16 protein-coding genes are annotated in these 19,411 nt (G+C 35.9%); 7 read left to right on the forward strand and 9 right to left on the reverse strand.

Annotation, left to right across the window (positions count from 1 at the left end; all coding sequences use genetic code 11):
- Positions 1–98: 98 nt before the first annotated feature.
- The 9 genes from DF281_RS11785 to rpmH all read right to left on the reverse strand — a co-directional run bounded on the left by DF281_RS11785 (position 99) and on the right by rpmH (position 8,463).
- Positions 99–938 carry a ParB/RepB/Spo0J family partition protein gene (locus tag DF281_RS11785; protein ID WP_109350462.1) on the reverse strand — a complete coding sequence of 280 codons (840 nt, stop codon included), beginning with the start codon at positions 936–938 and terminating at the stop codon, positions 99–101.
- Positions 931–1,692, reverse strand: coding sequence for a ParA family protein (locus DF281_RS11790; RefSeq protein ID WP_109350463.1), 762 nt, complete (start codon positions 1,690–1,692; stop codon positions 931–933). Before DF281_RS11790 ends, DF281_RS11785 begins: the two co-directional genes overlap by 8 nt.
- Before the next feature lie 117 nt (positions 1,693–1,809).
- Positions 1,810–2,655: a nucleoid occlusion protein gene (gene noc, locus DF281_RS11795; protein WP_109350464.1), complete on the reverse strand. Its 846-nt coding sequence runs from the start codon at positions 2,653–2,655 to the stop codon at positions 1,810–1,812.
- Between the two features lie 157 nt (positions 2,656–2,812).
- Positions 2,813–3,529, reverse strand: coding sequence for a 16S rRNA (guanine(527)-N(7))-methyltransferase RsmG (gene rsmG / locus DF281_RS11800; RefSeq protein WP_109350465.1), 717 nt, complete (start codon positions 3,527–3,529; stop codon positions 2,813–2,815).
- 27 nt (positions 3,530–3,556) lie between these two features.
- Positions 3,557–5,443 carry a tRNA uridine-5-carboxymethylaminomethyl(34) synthesis enzyme MnmG gene (gene mnmG, locus DF281_RS11805; RefSeq protein ID WP_109350466.1) on the reverse strand — a complete coding sequence of 629 codons (1,887 nt, stop codon included), beginning with the start codon at positions 5,441–5,443 and terminating at the stop codon, positions 3,557–3,559.
- A gap of 30 nt (positions 5,444–5,473) precedes the next feature.
- Positions 5,474–6,862: a tRNA uridine-5-carboxymethylaminomethyl(34) synthesis GTPase MnmE gene (gene mnmE / locus DF281_RS11810; protein WP_109350467.1), complete on the reverse strand. Its 1,389-nt coding sequence runs from the start codon at positions 6,860–6,862 to the stop codon at positions 5,474–5,476.
- A gap of 148 nt (positions 6,863–7,010) precedes the next feature.
- The gene (gene jag / locus DF281_RS11815) at positions 7,011–7,748 is read right to left on the reverse strand and encodes an RNA-binding cell elongation regulator Jag/EloR (RefSeq protein WP_109350468.1); all 738 of its coding nucleotides are present in this window, start codon (positions 7,746–7,748) and stop codon (positions 7,011–7,013) included.
- 73 nt (positions 7,749–7,821) lie between these two features.
- Entirely contained in the window at positions 7,822–8,208 is a 387-nt protein-coding gene (gene rnpA / locus DF281_RS11820) for a ribonuclease P protein component (protein WP_109350469.1), read from the reverse strand.
- Between the two features lie 120 nt (positions 8,209–8,328).
- Positions 8,329–8,463: a 50S ribosomal protein L34 gene (rpmH, locus tag DF281_RS11825; protein WP_109350470.1), complete on the reverse strand. Its 135-nt coding sequence runs from the start codon at positions 8,461–8,463 to the stop codon at positions 8,329–8,331.
- Positions 8,464–9,031: 568 nt separating this feature from the next.
- On the opposite strand from rpmH, the gene dnaA reads away from it, so the two are divergent.
- The 7 genes from dnaA to DF281_RS11860 all read left to right on the forward strand — a co-directional run bounded on the left by dnaA (position 9,032) and on the right by DF281_RS11860 (position 19,037).
- Entirely contained in the window at positions 9,032–10,369 is a 1,338-nt protein-coding gene (gene dnaA / locus DF281_RS11830; protein ID WP_370447827.1) for a chromosomal replication initiator protein DnaA, read from the forward strand.
- A 167-nt stretch (positions 10,370–10,536) separates the two neighbouring features.
- Complete coding sequence (gene dnaN / locus DF281_RS11835; protein WP_109350471.1) at positions 10,537–11,673, forward strand: DNA polymerase III subunit beta; 1,137 nt, start codon at positions 10,537–10,539, stop codon at positions 11,671–11,673.
- Between the two features lie 162 nt (positions 11,674–11,835).
- The gene (gene yaaA / locus DF281_RS11840) at positions 11,836–12,063 is read left to right on the forward strand and encodes a S4 domain-containing protein YaaA (RefSeq protein WP_109350472.1); all 228 of its coding nucleotides are present in this window, start codon (positions 11,836–11,838) and stop codon (positions 12,061–12,063) included.
- 5 nt (positions 12,064–12,068) lie between these two features.
- On the forward strand, positions 12,069–13,184 hold the full coding sequence (recF, locus tag DF281_RS11845; protein WP_109350473.1) for a DNA replication/repair protein RecF: 1,116 nt from the start codon (positions 12,069–12,071) through the stop codon (positions 13,182–13,184).
- Between the two features lie 67 nt (positions 13,185–13,251).
- A complete protein-coding gene (gene gyrB / locus DF281_RS11850) occupies positions 13,252–15,171 on the forward strand; it encodes a DNA topoisomerase (ATP-hydrolyzing) subunit B (RefSeq protein WP_109350474.1) in 1,920 nt (639 codons plus the stop codon).
- A 29-nt stretch (positions 15,172–15,200) separates the two neighbouring features.
- Positions 15,201–17,729 (forward strand): DNA gyrase subunit A, encoded by a 2,529-nt coding sequence (gene gyrA / locus DF281_RS11855; RefSeq protein WP_109350475.1) that lies wholly within the window; start codon positions 15,201–15,203, stop codon positions 17,727–17,729.
- 228 nt (positions 17,730–17,957) lie between these two features.
- Positions 17,958–19,037, forward strand: coding sequence for an HD-GYP domain-containing protein (locus DF281_RS11860; RefSeq protein WP_109350476.1), 1,080 nt, complete (start codon positions 17,958–17,960; stop codon positions 19,035–19,037).
- The last annotated feature ends 374 nt before the right edge of the window (positions 19,038–19,411 follow it).

Here is a 19,411-nt window from a genome sequence, read left to right on the forward strand (position 1 = left end):
TTTCGAACTCACCATTCCATTATATAAAAAACTATCACATTAGACATGACATCTTGTGATAGTTTTTATTACAAATCATTGAACTTCATTACATCCATTTATTTTAGCATTTCTAAAATACGTTCTAAATCATCATCAGAGAAAAATTCAATTTCAATTTTCCCTTTATGCTTCCCTTTTTTAATTTGGACACTCGTACCAAAGTAGTCGCGTAAATGGCCTTCATATTCTTCAATGAACAAGTCTTTTTTCAGTTCTTTCTTCGTTTCTTTTGAACCCTCTGACTGCATCATCTGTTGAACAAGCGCTTCAAGCTGACGAACATTCAACCCTTCAGCGATAATCTTCTCTGCCACTTGTTGCATCACTTTTTTGTTTTTCAACGCTAGTAACGCTCTGGCATGACCTGTTGAAAGTTGACCTTCTACTACATACGCTTGGATTTCCTTCGGTAAAGAAAGTAATCGAATATGGTTTGCGATATATGGTCTACTTTTTCCTAATCGTTGTGCCAATTGTTCTTGCGTCAGCGATAGATGCTCCATTAAATTTTGATACGCTTCTGCTTCTTCAATCGCATTTAAATCTTCACGCTGTAAATTTTCTAAAAGGGCATATTCCATCATCTGTTGATCTGTTAAATCTCGCACAACAGCTGGAATTTCATTTTGCAATGCTAGTTTAGAAGCTCTAAAACGACGTTCACCTACTACTATTTCATAGCTGACACCTTTTTTTCGAACAATAATTGGTTGTAAAACACCATGTTCTTTAATAGAAGTCGCTAATTCTTCCAATGCTTCATCACTAAATTCCTTACGTGGTTGGAATGGATTCGGTTTAATTGAACGGACTTTAATCTTCTCTACTTGATTACCGTTCACCATTTCCTGACCTTTAAAAATCGCATCTAAACCCTTACCTAACCCTTTAGCCATGTTGAGCCACTTCCTTTGCAAATTGTAAGTACACTTCTGCACCCTTCGATTTCGGATCATATTGGAGAATCGATTCACCATGGCTCGGTGCTTCACTTAACCTAACACTTCGAGGGATAATCGTTTCATATACTTGTTCTTCAAAAAATTTCTTCACTTCTTCAGCAACTTGAGTGCTCAAATTCGTTCGCACATCAAACATCGTCAACAACACTCCGTCGATTAATAAATCTTCATTCAGATGTTTTTGGACTAAAGATATTGTTGATAATAGTTGACTCAATCCTTCTAGAGCATAAAATTCGCACTGAACCGGGATAATTACCGCATCCGCTGCTGTTAGTGCATTCAATGTTAATAACCCTAAAGAAGGTGGACAATCAATAATAATATAATCAAAATCATTTTGTACTTTTTTAATAGCATTTTTCAACCGAGCTTCTCTAGAAATGGTTGAAACCAACTCTATTTCCGCTCCCGCTAAAGCAATTGTTGTTGGGGCAATACATAAATGTTCGATTCCTGTTTTATGTATAATCTCCTCTAGTGGAAGTTCATCAATTAATACATCATAAATAGACTGCTCAATTTCACTCTTGTTTACGCCAACACCACTCGTCGCATTTCCTTGTGGATCTGTATCAATTAATAAAACTTTCTTGCCAATTGTCGCTAAACCTGCACTTAAATTTACGGATGTTGTCGTTTTACCAACGCCACCTTTTTGATTTGCTATCGCTATGATCTTCGTCAACTATTACACCGCCTTCAAAATTTTTAGTTTCTATTATTCTACCAAATTTTTCAAAAGCTTTCGCATATTAAGATTATTATACAAAAAAAGAACCGTGATTTCGCACGATTCTTCATTTTACTTCTTATTTTTCGGAATTTTGACTGTGATTTGATAGTAATCTTCACAATCCTCTTCTTCCGTACTAACGTCGATACCAGACTTATTCACAAGTGTTAATGATTCTCGAATTGTATTTAAGGCAATTCGGATATCCTTGCTTACTGATTTTCTTTTTATACGTGGTTTCTTTGTTTTTTCAACCGGTTCTAGAATTTCCGAAATGCGCTGCTCCAACTGACGAACATTATAATCTTGTTCCTGAATTTCTTCTAATAGTTGAAGTTGCAATTCTTCATTTTTTAACGGCACAAGCGCTCTCGCATGACGTTCTGAGATAACACGATTTAAAATCGCTGTTTTCACAGGTTCAGGTAGGCGTAGTAATCTCAGTTTATTCGCAACTGTAGATTGGCCCTTCCCTAGTCTTTGCGCTAATGCTTCTTGCGTTAATTCATGTAATTCTAATAACTGTTGAAAAGCCTGGGCTTCTTCAATCGCTGTCAATTCTTCTCTTTGAAGGTTTTCTATCAATGCAACTGAAGCTGTTTCCTTATCAGACATTTCTCGAATAATAGCCGGAACTTCTACCCACAATAAAGACTTCATTGCTCTATATCTACGTTCTCCAGCGATAATTTCATACTCGCCATCATCAGTTGAACGAACTACGATTGGTTGAATAATGCCATGTGTGTGAATCGTTCTCGCAAGTTCTTCAATTTTTTCTTGATCGAAAATAGTACGCGGTTGGAAACGGTTCGGATGAATTTTCCCAATCGGTAAATTTACGACATTTTCTGAAGGATCTTTTGCTTCAATTTTATCATTGCCGCCAAAAATTCTTGATAAAGCACTTTTCAAAATTAGCACCACCTTTAACAATTACTTCAAGTATATCCTCAATGTTCTTCCACGAGGTAAGTCAATTTTATGTCTGTTTCATCTTACTCAATATCTCTATTATAGTTTCTTTCTACAAAAAAAGTAAGTCGACAAATTGTTTCACATGAAACACTTGTTATTTTATAGGTGTTTTATTTGGCGTACCTGGTTTTCTTGGGTACTTTTTAGGTGTAGTTTTTACTTTATCAAATACGTAAATCGTACGTTCACTATTTTCGACAGGCAATTCAAATGCTACATGATGAACTAATTTACCACCTAAAACAGCAATGGCTTTTTTAGCATCCTTCATTTCATCTTCTCCACTTGCAGCTTTAAGCGCTAAGAATTGGCCGCCTTCTTTTACAAGAGGGATACATAATTCTGAAAGTACAGATAAACGTGCAACAGCTCTTGCAGTTACAAGATCAAATTTTTCACGATATTGGGCATTTTGACCAAATTCTTCAGCACGTGCATGAACGAAATTCACATTTTCTAAACCTAGTTGTTCGCTCAAGTGATTTAAAAATTGAATTCGTTTATTTAAAGAATCCACAATTGTTACATGAAGATGTGGGAAACAAATTTTGATTGGTAAACTTGGGAAACCTGCTCCTGCGCCTACATCACACACTGACTTCACTTTTGTAAAATCAAAGTGGAAGCTCGCGCTGATTGAATCATAGAAGTGTTTCAAATAAACTGATGGTTCATCCGTAATTGCTGTAAGATTCATTTTTTCATTCCACTCTACTAAAATTTCAAAGTAGCTGCGGAATTGTTGAATTTGTTGTTCATTTAGCTCAATACCTTGTTCTTTTAATGCTTGTACAAACTGTTCTTCGTTCATGATTTTCCCCTTCCGAATTATGCATTATTATTGCGAGATTTTCGCGATTTTACCTTGTTCAATATAAACTAATAAAATTGAAATATCTGCTGGGTTTACACCTGAGATACGTGAAGCTTGTGCTACAGATAGCGGACGCACTTCTTTCAATTTTTCTCTTGCTTCAGTAGCAATTCCTGAAATGGCATCGTAATCGATAAGATCAGGAATTTTTTTGCCTTCCATTTTCTTAAGTTTTTCAACTTGTTGAAGGGCTTTTTCAATATAACCTTCGTACTTCACTTGAATTTCAACTTGCTCTTTCACATCCGCAGAAAGCTCAGTAGCATCTGTTACTTTCGCAACGAATTCATAGTTCACTTCAGGACGTTTTAATAGATCCGTACCGTGAATACCATCTTTCAATGCACTACTGCCAATTTCAGCAAGTGCATCGTTTACAAGACGTGGTTTAATACTGAATTCAGCTAAACGAGTAATTTCCTCATTCACAAGTTGGCGTTTTTCAACAAAGCCGTTATAACGTTCTTCGGTTACTAAGCCCATATTATAAGCTTTTTCAGTTAAACGCATATCCGCATTATCGTGACGCAATAGTAAGCGATATTCTGCACGAGAAGTTAGTAGACGGTAAGGTTCATTCGTTCCTTTAGTTACTAAGTCATCGATCAGTACGCCGATATATGCATCTGAACGTCCTAAAATCACTTCTTCTTTACCTAAAACTCTAGCAGCAGCATTAATACCAGCCATCATACCTTGACCAGCCGCTTCTTCGTAACCAGATGTACCATTGATTTGACCAGCTGTGTATAAGTTTTTAATACGTTTTGTTTCTAATGTTGGCCATAGTTGAGTAGGCACAACCGCATCATACTCAATTGCGTAACCCGCGCGCATCATCTCAGCTTTTTCTAAACCTGGGATTGTTTCAAGCATTTTGCGTTGGATATGTTCTGGCAGACTTGTTGATAACCCTTGAACATAAACTTCTTGCGTATTACGACCTTCTGGCTCCAAGAATAATTGGTGACGAGGTTTGTCATTAAAGCGCACAATTTTCGTCTCAATTGATGGGCAGTAACGTGGACCTGCGCCTGTAATTACGCCTGTGAACATTGGTGAAGAATCTAAGTTATCATTAATAATTTGATGTGTTTCAGGACTTGTATATGTTAACCAGCATGGGATTTGATCCGTAATAAATTCAGTTGTTTCATAACTGAATGCACGTACTTCTTCATCACCTGGTTGGATTTCTGTTTTTGAATAATCAATTGTTTTACTATTTACACGTGGTGGCGTACCTGTTTTAAAACGTACCATCTCAAAGCCTAAATCACGCATATTATCCGCTAATTTAATAGACGGTTGTTGGTTATTTGGACCTGAAGAATATTTCAAATCACCAATGATGATTTCTCCACGTAAAAATGTACCTGTTGTCACAATGACAGTTTCAGCACGGTATAATGCGCCAACTTGCGTAATTAAACCTTTCACTTCACCATCTTCAATAATTAATTCATCAACCATCGCTTGGTGGATTGTTAAATTATCTTGATCTTCTAAAAGTTGTTTCATCGCTTGTTGATAAAGAACCTTATCGGCTTGCGCACGTAAAGCACGTACTGCCGGCCCTTTACCTGTGTTCAACATACGCATTTGGATATGTGTTTTGTCGATGATTTTACCCATCGCTCCGCCCATTGCATCGATTTCACGTACAACGATTCCTTTTGCCGGTCCACCTACTGATGGATTACAAGGCATAAATGCGATCATATCTAAATTTATTGTTAATACTAATGTTTTTGCGCCCATGCGTGCTGAAGCGTATGCAGCCTCTACCCCTGCATGACCTGCTCCAATTACAATGACATCAAACGTGCCTGCTTCAAATGTTGTTGGCATGTTCGTACTTCCCTTCTCTTAATAAAATTGTTATTTCCCTAGGCAGAATTGTGAGAACAGTTGATTCAACAGGCTATCTTGCATCGTATCTCCAACGATTTCCCCAAGAATTTCCCATGTTCTCGTTACATCTATTTGAATCATATCGACTGGTACATCCGCTTCCGCAGCATTGATTGCGTCTGAAATGCGCTCTAGTGCTTGATGTAATAAAGCGATATGACGTGTATTTGATACATACGTTGCATCTCCAGCATCAATTGTTCCTTCGAAGAACATTGCAGCAATCGCGTCTTCTAAAGCATCTATTCCTTCTTCTTGTAAAATAGAAGTCGTAATAACACGATGCCCTTTCGCCAATTGATGTACTTCATTCAAATCAATTTGTTGATCTAAATCTGTTTTGTTCACTACAACAATGTAGTTCATCTCTTTAACGGTTTCGAAAAGACGTAAATCTTCTTCCGTCAGTGCTTGGTTGAAGTTCACGACGAATAAAATAAGATCTGCTTCTTTTAAAACTTGGCGAGATCTTTCCACACCAATTCGTTCTACAATATCTTCCGTCTCACGAATACCAGCTGTATCGACTAAACGAAGCGGTACACCCCGTACATTGACATATTCTTCAATAATATCGCGAGTCGTTCCGGCAACATCCGTTACAATTGCTTTATTTTCTTGAACAAGGCTATTTAATAATGATGACTTCCCTACGTTAGGACGACCTAAAATAACTGTTGATAACCCTTCACGTAAGATTTTCCCTTGTGATGAAGTTTGAAGTAATTTCTCAATTTCTGATTTCACCCAATTGGATTTCTCAAGCATTAATGGAATCGTCATTTCTTCTACATCGTCGTATTCGGGATAATCGATATTTACTTCCACTTGTGCTAAAACTTCCACAAGCGCTTGGCGTAAATCACCGATTAGACGTGATAATTTACCATCCATTTGGCTTAAAGCTACATTCATAGCACGATCTGTTTTTGCACGGATTAAATCCATAACTGCTTCCGCTTGCGAAAGATCTATACGGCCATTTAAAAAGGCACGTTTCGTAAATTCGCCTGGTTCCGCCATACGAGCGCCATTTCTTAAAATCAATTGTAGAACTCGGCTAACTGTGACAATACCACCGTGACAGTTAATTTCTACAACGTCTTCACGAGTAAATGTTTTAGGACCTTTCATCACTGACAACATGACTTCTTCCACTACTTCTCCACTTTCAACTTCTTGTAAGTGACCATAATGAATTGTATGTGATGGAACTTCTAATAAATTTTTCTCGCCTGGCGAATGAAAGACACGATTCGCAATAGAAATCGCTTCTTCCCCACTTAATCGAACAATCGCAATAGCGCCTTCTCCTGGTGGCGTAGATATTGCAGCAATCGTATCAAATTCAAACATTTTTTATCCTCCTAAAAAGCTATTTTTTCCGTTGCACACTAGTGATACATATTAACATAAATTCTTTTTTCACTAAATAATCTTGCTCAAAAAATAAAGAGTCCACTCTCCCTAAATGGGAGATGGACTCTTTCACAATCCTCTTACCTTATCGAACTGGTTCAATTACTAAATATCGCTTATTTGCACTACCTTCTGAAACTGTATCCACATCTAAACGTTGCGACAACGCATGATGAATAACTTTTCTTTCAGCTGAAAGCATCGGCTCTAATTCAACTCGTTGTCCGGATGTCGCAACTTGATCTGCTAATCGGTTGGCCAGTTCTATTAAAGATTCTTTTCGCTTTTGACGGTAATGTTCAACATCAACTTCTAACATTAAAAAACGTGTTGAGTGCTTTTGAATGATTAGTTGAGCTAATTGTTGCAACGAATTTAAAGTTTGACCTCTTTTTCCAATTAAAATAGCTGCTTTCTTACTAAATAATTGGAACTGAATTTGTTTTTGTTTTTGTGAAGTTTCGATTCGTAAATCATCTATACCCATCTGTTGAACAATATCATGAATATATTGTTCAGCAGCATTTATAGCGATCGAGTCATCGTGTTTTTTAGTAGGCTGTTCAATAGTGACTGTCTCTTGAACAACTTCTACTTTCTCCTCCACTTCGATTACCTCTGTTTTTTCAACAGCTGTAACATTACTTACCGAGTCTTTTTCAACAACTCTTACATGAGCATCACGAGCACCAATGCCTAAAAAACCTTTTTTAGGCTCTTGTAATACTTCAATTTCTACTTGCTCTTGGGTCAAATCAAGTTTGTTCAATGCACTTGCAACAGCTTCTTCAACTGTTTTTGCTACTTGGATCGATTCTTTCAATAAGGCCCCTCCTGTATTCGCAGGACGTAAAGTAGTGCTAGAAGCAGATCAGGTGATGGCTCCTGCGATGTCGTTATTTTCTCTCTATTTTAACATGATTATTCTGTTTATTTCTATTAGTTCTATTGAAAAATTTAGCGATTTTCATAACATGTTCTAAACTTTTCTTCGTATCTTCAAAATTCATTGTGGCCGCCGGTTTTCTGGCGATAATGACGTAATCCATATTCTGCTTTAATTCAGAATCAAGTTCGTGAAAACTTTGACGGATATAACGTTTAATTTGGTTACGCACGACAGCGTTCCCTAACTTCTTACTTACAGACAATCCAATGCGGAATTGTTCTTGTTCTTCCTTTAATAAGCCATAAACAATAAATTGTCGATTGGCAAATGACTTACCTCTTTTAAATACTTTTTGAAAATCAAATTCTGATTTTACTCTACGACTTTTCTTCATCGTTCACCTACTCGGAAATTTCTTTATAAAATAAGTAGAGAGTCACCCACACCTCTAGTTGTTAGAGATCTAAGTGACCCTCCAAAGAAAAAGACCACTGATTTTGGTCAGTGGACTTGCTTATGCTGATAATACTTTTCTTCCTCTACGACGACGAGCAGCTAAGATACGACGGCCGTTTTTAGAACTCATACGAGCACGGAAACCATGCACTTTACTATGTTTACGTTTTTTCGGTTGGTATGTGCGTTTCATTGTTAAGACACCTCCTGAATAAAAGACTAAAGTCTATTTAATAAATACTACAGACAGTCTTGCACATTATAGCGTTTATTCAAATAGTTTGTCAATGGGAAGTGAAAGAATCTATTCAAAAAACATATTCGATCGGGGTAAAAATCCACGTCATTTTCGACTCCTCATTTTATCCACAGTATTTGTCATACTCTGTGAAACACGCTGTGATTAAATTTTTCTCATTTTAAATTATCCACAGGCATTATCTACACCTTTTTCACAAATTAATAGGGTGTGGATAACTTTATTCGACTGTTTTATCAAGCTTGTGGATAAGTTTAAAGAACCCTTGATACACCAACTATATACGAACTACAATTCTGTTATTCATTTTGTATACAACCTCATTCCCCTTTTTAGTTATACACAAATAAAACTACCGTGTGGATAACTTTGTAACAGCCCTCTTAATAAGACTTATCCACAGGTTGTTGCTATTGTGTACAATTCCATTTTGTTGTATATTTAACATTGCGCTTTTATTCACTTAAAAAATATTTAAAATTAACAGGAAGGAGAGGCAGATTTGAATCAAGAAGAACTGAAACATTTTTGGGAACAAGTTTTAAACGATGTACAAAAAATCCTGTCAAAACCGAGCTTTGACACTTGGCTAAAATCAACTGAATTAATTGCATATGAAAATGATCAATTAACTGTTTCTGTACCGAATTCATTTACGAGAGACTGGTTAGCTCAAAATTATGTATCCATGATTCAAGATGTGATTAAGAAAATTACAGGATCCATCTTACATATTGATTTTATTCAACTATCGGACGATGACTTTAAAATGCCTACACCAAAAACAAACGTTACAAAAGAGAATAATGAGCACTCCCCTGGGATGCTAAATTTAAAAAATACATTTGATACTTTTGTAATCGGAACAGGAAATCGCTTTGCTCACGCTGCTTCATTAGCTGTAGCTGAAGCACCTGCGAAAGCCTACAATCCGCTATTTCTACATGGTGGCGTTGGTCTTGGAAAGACACATTTAATGCATGCGATTGGCCATTATGTTTTAGATCATGACCCAGATGCAAAAGTTGTCTATCTTTCTTCTGAAAAATTTACGAATGAATTCATTAACTCTATTCGAGATAACAATACGGAGGCTTTCCGTAACAAATATCGTAAAGTAGATGTTCTATTAATAGATGATATTCAATTTTTAGCAGGGAAAGAATCGACTCAAGAAGAGTTTTTCCATACTTTTAATACATTACATGAGGAATCTAAACAAATTATCATCTCAAGTGATCGCCCTCCTAAAGAGATTCCTACTTTAGAAGATCGCCTTCGCTCACGCTTTGAGTGGGGATTAATTATTGATATTGGTCCACCAGACTTAGAAACGCGTATCGCGATTTTACGTAAAAAGGCCGATGCAGATGGTTTAGATATTCCAAATGAAGTAATGGGCTACATCGCTAGCCAAATTGACTCGAATATTCGAGAATTAGAAGGCGCTTTGATTCGTGTAGTAGCGTATTCAAACCTATTAAATCAACCTTTAACACCTGATTTAGCAGCAGAAGCACTAAAAAGCATCATTCCATCATCTACTCCAAAAGTGATTTCGATTTTAGACATCCAAAAAGTAGTTGGTGATCATTATTCAATTAAATTAGAAGATTTTAGTGCTAAAAAAAGAACGAAATCCATCGCTTTCCCAAGACAGGTCGCTATGTACCTATCTAGAGAGATGACAGATTCGTCCCTTCCTAAAATTGGTGAAGAATTTGGTGGCCGAGATCACACTACAGTTATTCACGCCCACGAAAAAATTTCAAAATTAATGAAAACTGATCCAACATTGCAAGATGATGTGAAACAAATCAAAAATAAATTAGGCAACTAAGCTGTGGGTAACTCATTATTTTAATCACATACTTATACACAGTCTATCTACATACAGATAGACTGATTTTATTAGGATTGAGTCACTTATCCACAAATCCACAGGCCCTATTACTATTTCTATTAATAATTAATCAATAATATATATATAAAGAGAGGTATTTCATTATGAAATTTACAATCCAAAGAGATCATTTATTAGCAGCACTTAACGACGTTATGAAAGCAGTCAGTTCAAAAACAACAATCCCAATTTTAACTGGTATCAAAATTGATGCTTCAGAAGATGGTATTCGTATTACAGGTAGTGATGCAGATATTACAATCCAAACATTTGTCCCTACTGAAAAAGATGGCGATCAACTAATTCAAGTTGAATCATCAGGTTCAATTGTTCTACAAGCACGTATGTTCAACGAAATTGTTCGTAAATTACCTACAAATGAAGTTGAAATCGAAGTTTCAGAACAATATCAAACACGTATTCAATCAGGTAAATCTGATTTCCACTTAATTGGCTTAGAACCAGCAGAATATCCTATGCTTCCTGAAGTAAGTGAAGAAACTCAAATCACAATTCCAGGAGATTTATTAAAATCAATTATTCGCGAAACTGTATTTGCCGTTTCAACAAGTGAATCTCGCCCTGTACTAACAGGTGTTAACTGGAAAATTACAGAAGATGGCTTAGTTTGTGTCGCAACAGATAGTCATAGACTTGCTCGTCGTATCGTTTCATTAGAAAATTTACCAACAAATGTTGAAAGCGTCGTAATTCCGGGTAAAAGTCTTACAGAATTAAGTAAAGTTTTAACGGATTCAACTACTCCAGTAAATATTTATATGACAAACCAACAAGTTCTATTCAAAACGGAAGATGTTTTATTCTTCTCTCGTTTACTAGAAGGCAACTATCCTGATACAAATCGTTTAATTCCAGATGAATATCAAACAAATGTAAAAATTAACGGTAAAGAATTACTTCAAGCAATCGATCGTGCATCACTTTTAGCTCGTGAAGAAAGAAATAATGTTGTACGTTTCTCTACATTAGAAAATGATTCAATCGAAATTTCTTCTAATTCACCTGAAATCGGTAAAGTTGAAGAAGAAATTCAAGTACAAGAATTAACAGGTGAAGATTTACGTATTTCATTCAGTGCGAAATATATGATGGATGCGTTAAAATCAATTGATGGCCAAGACGTAATCATCCAATTCACTGGAGCAATGCGTCCATTCATCATTCGCTCAATTCACGATGAATCTATACTGCAACTGATTTTACCAGTTAGAACTTACTAGAATTATTTTAGAATAACTAATACGAAAATTATTTCCCAACCTTAATTAGTACCTGGTGCTAATTAAGGTTTTTTTATTGCCCCACTACTCAGTTTTTACTTATTGACTGAAATTCGGTATAATAAGAAGATAATAGAATCGTTATGAAAAGGATGAACAAATGTGAATGAAATCGTAATTGAAACAGAATATGTAACACTAGGCCAATTTTTAAAAATGACTGATGTAATCAGCTCTGGTGGCCAAGCAAAATGGTATCTTGCAGAAAATGAAATTTTAGTAAACGATGAAGTCGAAAATCGTCGTGGTCGTAAACTACGCCACTCAGATATTATCGATGTACCTGAAGTAGGCCGTTTTATTTTAAAAGATCCATTTATTGAGGAATAAAATATATGTACATTGATCGTTTGAAATTAGCTGGTTATCGCAACTATGAATCTGTTGAACTAAATTTTTCGCCCAATATTAATATTTTCATTGGAGAAAATGCACAAGGTAAAACAAATGTCATGGAGGCAATTTATGTCCTTGCTATGGCTAAGTCTCACCGAACCTCAAATGATAAAGAATTAATACGGTGGAGTGCCGAATATGGTAAAATAGATGGGGACATTCAAAAAAAATACGGAAAGTTACCTTTAGAACTTACTATTTCAAAAAAAGGTAAGAAAGCTAAGGTAAATCACTTAGATCAAAGTAGATTGAGTGATTACATAGGGCAAATGAATGTTGTTATGTTCGCTCCGGAAGATCTGAATGTTGTTAAAGGTAGTCCACAATTAAGAAGACGTTTTTTGGATATGGAGATTGGTCAAATATCTCCAGTATATTTGCATGATTTATCTGCATTTCAAAAAATCTTAAAACAAAGAAACCACATTTTAAAACGAAATCAAGGTAAGCGAGATTTCGAAGATTTAAGTTTTGATATATATACGGAGCAATATGTGAGTGCCGCAGTAAAGGTAATTCGTAAACGATTTGATTTTATGAAATTACTCCAAGAGTGGGCAGCACCAATTCATTTTGGGATTTCTAGACAACAAGAGCATTTGAAAATCCAATACAAATCAATTAGTGGTTTTGAATCTACTTGGGATACTGCACAAATGGAAGATTTTTTATTAAGCAAACTAAAAGAACAGCGTAATAAAGAATTCGAGCGTGGTGTGACTTTAATCGGACCTCATCGAGATGATTTGCAATTCATTGTAAATGACTATGATGTTCAGATTTACGGTTCACAAGGGCAGCAAAGAACAACAGCGCTGTCTTTAAAACTCGCAGAAATCGAATTGATCAAACAAGAAGTAGGCGAATCACCAATTCTTTTATTAGACGATGTTCTATCAGAATTAGATGATTACCGCCAGTCACACTTATTAAATACAATACATGGTGATGTCCAAACATTCGTTACAACAACGAGCGTGGATGGAATTGACCATAATACAATTCGTGAAGCAAAAATGTTTCACGTGAAACAAGGTTCTGTAGATTCTGAATAACAGTATTTGCAGAACCTTATCAAATCAAAAAACATGCTGATGTTACGAAAGAGTAGGTGGAGCAATAATGGCGTTAGAGGAAAAAAACAATGCTTCTTATGATGCGGAACAGATACAAGTTCTAGAGGGATTAGAAGCGGTACGAAAACGACCGGGGATGTATATTGGTTCAACAAGTTCAAAAGGTCTTCACCATCTAGTATGGGAAATCGTTGATAATAGTATCGATGAAGCTTTAGCAGGATATTGTGACACAATAACTGTTGCGATTGAAAAAGATAACTGGATTCGTGTTGAAGATAATGGTCGTGGTATTCCAGTTGATACACAAGAGAAATTAGGCAAACCTGCAGTCGAAGTTATTATGACTGTATTACACGCTGGTGGTAAATTCGGCGGTGGTGGATATAAAGTTTCTGGAGGATTACATGGTGTAGGTGCGTCTGTAGTAAACGCATTGTCTGTTGAAACAATTGTACAAGTACATCGTGACGAAAAAATCCATGAAATTAAATTCGCTCGTGGTAAGGTTTCTCAAGACTTAACAGTAATCGGCGAAACAGATCATAATGGAACGACAGTTCGTTTCAAAGCAGATCCAGAGATTTTCAAAGAAACAACAGAATATGAGTTCGATATTTTAGCGCATCGTATTAGAGAACTTGCTTACTTAAATCGTGGAATCACTATGATTATTATTGATGAACGTGGCGAAGAAAATCGCGAGAATGTATACCATTACGAAGGCGGTATTACTTCATACGTTGAACATATAAATGAAAATAAAGAACCGTTACACCCTGCTATTGATTTAAAAGGTGAAAAAGATGGAATTTCAATTGAAATCGCAATGCAATATAACGATGGTTTCGCTTCAAATATCTTCTCTTTCGCAAATAACATCAATACTTATGAGGGTGGTACGCATGAGTCTGGTTTTAAAACAGCTCTAACGCGTGTTATTAACGATTACGGTCGTAAAAATGGTCTTATTAAAGAGAATGAAACAAATCTTACTGGTGATGATGTGCGTGAAGGCTTAGTTGCAATCGTATCAATCAAGCACCCAGATCCACAATTCGAAGGACAAACGAAAACAAAACTAGGGAACTCTGAAGTAAGTACAATTACGAACTCTTTATTCTCAGATCGTTTTGATCGTTTCCTTTTAGAAAATCCAACAGTTGCTCGTACGATTATCGATAAAGGTTTAATCGCTTCTCGTGCCCGTGTAGCTGCTAAAAAAGCGCGTGAAATGACACGACGTAAATCTGCTTTAGAGGTATCAAGTTTACCGGGTAAATTAGCAGACTGTTCATCACGTAATCCAGCAGAATCTGAAATTTATATCGTAGAGGGTGACTCTGCAGGTGGTTCGGCTAAATCAGGACGAGATCGTCATTTCCAAGCGATTTTACCGTTAAAAGGTAAAATTCTTAACGTTGAAAAAGCTCGTTTAGATCGTATTTTATCGAATGATGAAATTCGTGCAATGATTACTGCGATTGGTACTGGGATTGGCGCGGAGTTTAATTTAGAAAAAGCTCGATACCATAAAATTGTTATTATGACGGATGCCGATGTAGATGGTGCGCATATTCGTACACTACTACTTACATTCTTCTTCCGTTTTATGCGTCCACTAATCGAAGCGGGTTATGTCTACATTGCTCAACCACCTCTTTACCAAGTGAAGCAAGGTAAGCATTTAGAGTATTGCTATAGTGATGCCGAGTTACAAGAAATTTTAGAACGTCTACCAAAACAGCCAAAACCATTAACACAACGCTATAAAGGTTTAGGTGAGATGAACGCGGAACAATTATGGGATACAACGATGGATCCAGAATTCCGTGTGCTTCTACAAGTTGAACTTGATGATGTTATTGAAGCAGATCAAGCTTTCGAACAATTAATGGGTGATGATGTTGAACCTAGACGTAACTTCATTAACGAAAATGCTGTATATGCAGATTTAGATATTTAGGAACGAATTACTGAAGGGAGGTCGTCATTTTGTCTGAAGAAAAACACTCCGGAGTTAAGGGAGTTAATATTACAAAAACAGTAAAAACAGCTTTTTTAGATTATGCGATGAGCGTAATCGTATCGCGTGCACTTCCAGATGTACGTGATGGTTTAAAACCAGTACAAAGACGTATATTATATGGAATGCAGGAATTAGGAAGTACTTCTGATAAGCCGTATAAAAAATCAGCACGTATCGTTGGGGATGTAATGGGTAAGTATCACCCACATGGTGACTCATCTATTTATGAAGCGATGGTACGTATGGCGCAAGATTTCAGTTATCGTTACATGTTAGTTGATGGACATGGTAACTTTGGTTCAATTGATGGTGATGGTGCCGCAGCAATGCGTTATACCGAATCACGTATGTCTAAAATTGCGATGGAAATGCTACGCGATATTAATAAAGACACAATTGATTATAAAGATAATTATGATGGTAATGAACGCGAACCAGCAGTACTACCAGCGAGATATCCAAACTTATTAGTGAATGGTACTTCTGGTATTGCTGTAGGTATGGCTACAAATATACCACCACATCAATTAGGTGAAGTAATCGATGGTGTTTTAGCATTATCAGAGAACCCTGCTATTACAACTGAAGAATTAATGGAGATTATTCCAGGGCCTGACTTCCCAACAGGCGGTACAATCCTTGGAAGAAGTGGTATTCGTAAAGCTTACGAAACTGGCCGAGGCTCAATCGTCGTTCGTTCTAAAGTTGAAATTGAACAAAAACAAAGTGGGAAAGAAGTAATCATTGTTAATGAACTTCCTTACCAAGTAAATAAAGCGCGTCTAATCGAAAAAATTGCGGAATTAGTTCGCGATAAAAAAATCGATGGTATTACAAATATTCGCGATGAATCAGATCGTAATGGTATGCGAGTTGTAATTGATGTAAGACGAGATGCAAATGCCAATGTTGTATTAAATAATTTATACAAACAAACAGCAATGCAATCTAGTTTCGGGATCAATATGCTTGCGTTAGTAAATGGCCAACCTCAAACATTAAGTTTGAAAGAAACTTTATTCCACTACTTAGAACATCAGAAAGTGGTCATCCGTAGAAGAACGGAATTTGAATTGAGAAAAGCGGAAGATCGCGCACATATCTTAGAAGGTTTGCGTATTGCTTTAGATCATATCGATGAAATTATTAAATTAATTCGTAGCTCTCAAACAGGCGATGAAGCAAAACGTGGTTTAAGTGAACAATTCAATTTAAGTGATCGCCAAGCTCAAGCGATTTTAGATATGCGTCTACAACGATTAACTGGTTTAGAACGCGACAAAATCGAAGAAGAATACAATAATTTAGTTGCTCTTATTGCAGAACTAAAAGGTATTCTTGCAGATGAAGGTAAAATTATCGCAATTATTCACGAAGAAATGATGGAAATAAAAGAACGCTTCAATGATGCACGTCGCACAGAGATTATTGCTGGGGGCGCAAACATGATCGAAGACGAAGATTTAATTCCACGCGAAAATTCTGTCCTTACATTGACTCATAATGGTTACATTAAGCGACTTCCTGCCAATACTTACCGTAGTCAGCGTCGCGGTGGACGTGGAGTTCAAGGTATGGGGACGAATGAAGACGACTTCGTAGAACATTTAATGTATACGTCTACTCACGATACGATTTTATTCTTCACTTCAAAAGGTAAAACTTTTAAAGCGAAAGGTTATGAAATCCCAGAGTATGGCCGTACAGCTAAAGGTTTACCAATGGTCAACTTATTGAATATTGATAAGGATGAGAAAGTAACAGCGATGATTCGTGTTCCTTCATATGAAGAAGATGCTTATTTCATCTTTACAACGAAAACAGGAATTACGAAGCGTACTTCATTATCTAACTTCGCTAATATCAGAACGAATGGATTAATCGCAATTTCACTTAAAGAAGATGACGAGTTAATCTCTGTACGTTTAACAGACGGTACAAAAGAGATTATTATCGGAACACATTTAGGTATGATGGTTCGATTCAAAGAAGATGATATTCGTTCAATGGGAAGAAATGCTTCAGGTGTTCGAGGAATTAGACTTCGTGACGGCGATTATGTTGTTGGAATGGAAATTCTAGAAGAAAATCAAGAAGTATTAGTTGTAACGGAGAATGGATATGGTAAACGTACGAATGAAAGTGAGTATCGTTTACAAGCGCGTGGCGGTGTAGGTATTAAAACTTGTCAAATTACGGATAAGAATGGTCCTGTTGTTGCGGTGAAAGCTGTAACGGGAGAAGAAGATATTATGCTGATTACAATTAACGGTATGTTGATTCGTATGGGCATCGAAGATATTTCTCAAACTGGTCGTAGTACGCAAGGTGTACGTTTAATACGATTGGCAGCTGAAGAACTAGTAGCTACTGTTGCGAAAGTTGAAAAAGCAGAAGATCTAGATGAATTAGAAGGAGAAGAAACTGAAGAGAATCTTAATGATGATTCTATAGTAGAAACTCCAGAAGAAAATTTAGACTCAACTGATGAATAAATAAATCGATATAGAGTATGGATCTACTATTTAGATCCATACTCTTTTTTTGTTTTCAAAAATAGCTTTATTTTCTTATAAATACTATTGTGGAATTTCATCATCTAGTTCAAATTTCACTATTTTTATTGGAAGTATGAAAAATTAAGTGTATATTAATAGAAAGAACCTATCAAAATGTCTTAAAAAGTAAATTATAAGGACTTTTGAATTTGTTGGAGGTGCGAAATGGAATCGATTACTTTAAATTTGGAAGAATTAAGATTAGGTAGTGTTATTGCGGAAGACATTATGGCGAATACACATTTCCCTATTGCTTATAAGAAGACTCCTGTAAGTCGAGAAATGTTAATGGTTTTTAGAGCTTTTAATATAATGAAAATTCCAGTAATCAAAGAGTCACTAGAATCAAACTTAGAAAAGACAGCGACCAAACCAATAGATAACAAGACGTTGGAAACTATATCATTTGAACGTAAGCTAAAAGAAGCTGTTTTGAAATTCAAAGTGGAATTTCAAAAATGGGAAGCTGGTTCAAAAGTAGAAATAGTCAAAGCGCGCGATATAATTATTCCTTTAATAGAAGATATGCTAAATGATCGTACAAAGATCTTTACGTTAAATGATTTAGCGGACTCTAAAGATTACACATATCATCATCCTGTTTCGGTAGCACTTGTAGCTGCGGTAATTGCGAATAAGATGAATTATAATCACGGTGATGTGTTACAAATTGCGACTGCAGCATTACTAGCGGATTGTGGGATGGCTAAAATCAGTAAGCGAATTAGAATGAAACCAAGTAAGCTTACGGAATTTGAATACAAGGAAATCTTAAGTCATCCAACGCATAGTCTTAAGATGGTTAAAGATATTCAATTATTAAAGTCAGAGATGAAACTAGGAATTGTTCAACATCATGAAAAATTAGATGGTTCTGGTTATCCAAGTGGTGTTAAAGGCGATGCTATTTCACAAATCGCTCATATCATTGCAGTGGCTGATGTTTTCCATGCGATGACAAGTGAACGATTATACAAAGAAAAGGAATCTGTTTTTAAAGCTGTTGAAATTATTAGAGAAGCGGGTTTTGGTAAATATAGAATAGATGTTATCCAAGCGTTGTTATCAAGTGTGGCAGATCTTCCATTAGGTACTATAGTAGAGTTATCGAATTCGCTTATTGGAACCATCGTTTATACGAATACGAATATCATTACGAGACCAATCGTAAAGATTGAACACAATGGAGAGTTAATAGATTTAAGTAAGAAGAAGAACGTATATATTCATAGAGTACATGTCTAGAAATAGATATGTACTTTTTTTAAAAAAGGTATTGCATTATAATTAGTATAAGGATATAATATAAAAGTTGAGAAAAACAACAACGGCGTTGAAAAAACAAGTTAAAATAAATGTTGACATAATGAAAGTTATGATGATATAATATATTAGCTGACAAATTAGCGCTGAAAAGTATTGAAAAATAACTTTTAAAAAGTTGTTGACAACTTAAAGTTATGGTGATATACTAAATAAGTCGTCAAGATGCGACGCAAACAAAACATGAACCTTGAAAACTAAACAAGCAAGAAGTTAATCACAATAAAGTCTTATCACTTAGTGGTAAGCAATTGTTATCATAGATAACGCTAGCAAAGCAAATGAGCTTTCAAACA

Source organism: Kurthia zopfii (assembly GCF_003143955.1).
Lineage (GTDB): Bacteria > Bacillota > Bacilli > Bacillales_A > Planococcaceae > Kurthia > Kurthia zopfii.

Coding starts and splice junctions, on each gene's coding strand:
- DF281_RS11785 (WP_109350462.1), bottom strand. CDS start 938: ATGGCTAAAGGGTTAGGTAAGGGTTTAGATGCGATTTTTAAAGGTCAG.
- rsmG (WP_109350465.1), bottom strand. CDS start 3,529: ATGAACGAAGAACAGTTTGTACAAGCATTAAAAGAACAAGGTATTGAG.
- mnmG (WP_109350466.1), bottom strand. CDS start 5,443: ATGCCAACAACATTTGAAGCAGGCACGTTTGATGTCATTGTAATTGGA.
- mnmE (WP_109350467.1), bottom strand. CDS start 6,862: ATGTTTGAATTTGATACGATTGCTGCAATATCTACGCCACCAGGAGAA.
- rnpA (WP_109350469.1), bottom strand. CDS start 8,208: ATGAAGAAAAGTCGTAGAGTAAAATCAGAATTTGATTTTCAAAAAGTA.
- rpmH (WP_109350470.1), bottom strand. CDS start 8,463: ATGAAACGCACATACCAACCGAAAAAACGTAAACATAGTAAAGTGCAT.
- dnaN (WP_109350471.1), top strand. CDS start 10,537: ATGAAATTTACAATCCAAAGAGATCATTTATTAGCAGCACTTAACGAC.
- recF (WP_109350473.1), top strand. CDS start 12,069: ATGTACATTGATCGTTTGAAATTAGCTGGTTATCGCAACTATGAATCT.
- gyrB (WP_109350474.1), top strand. CDS start 13,252: ATGGCGTTAGAGGAAAAAAACAATGCTTCTTATGATGCGGAACAGATA.
- DF281_RS11860 (WP_109350476.1), top strand. CDS start 17,958: ATGGAATCGATTACTTTAAATTTGGAAGAATTAAGATTAGGTAGTGTT.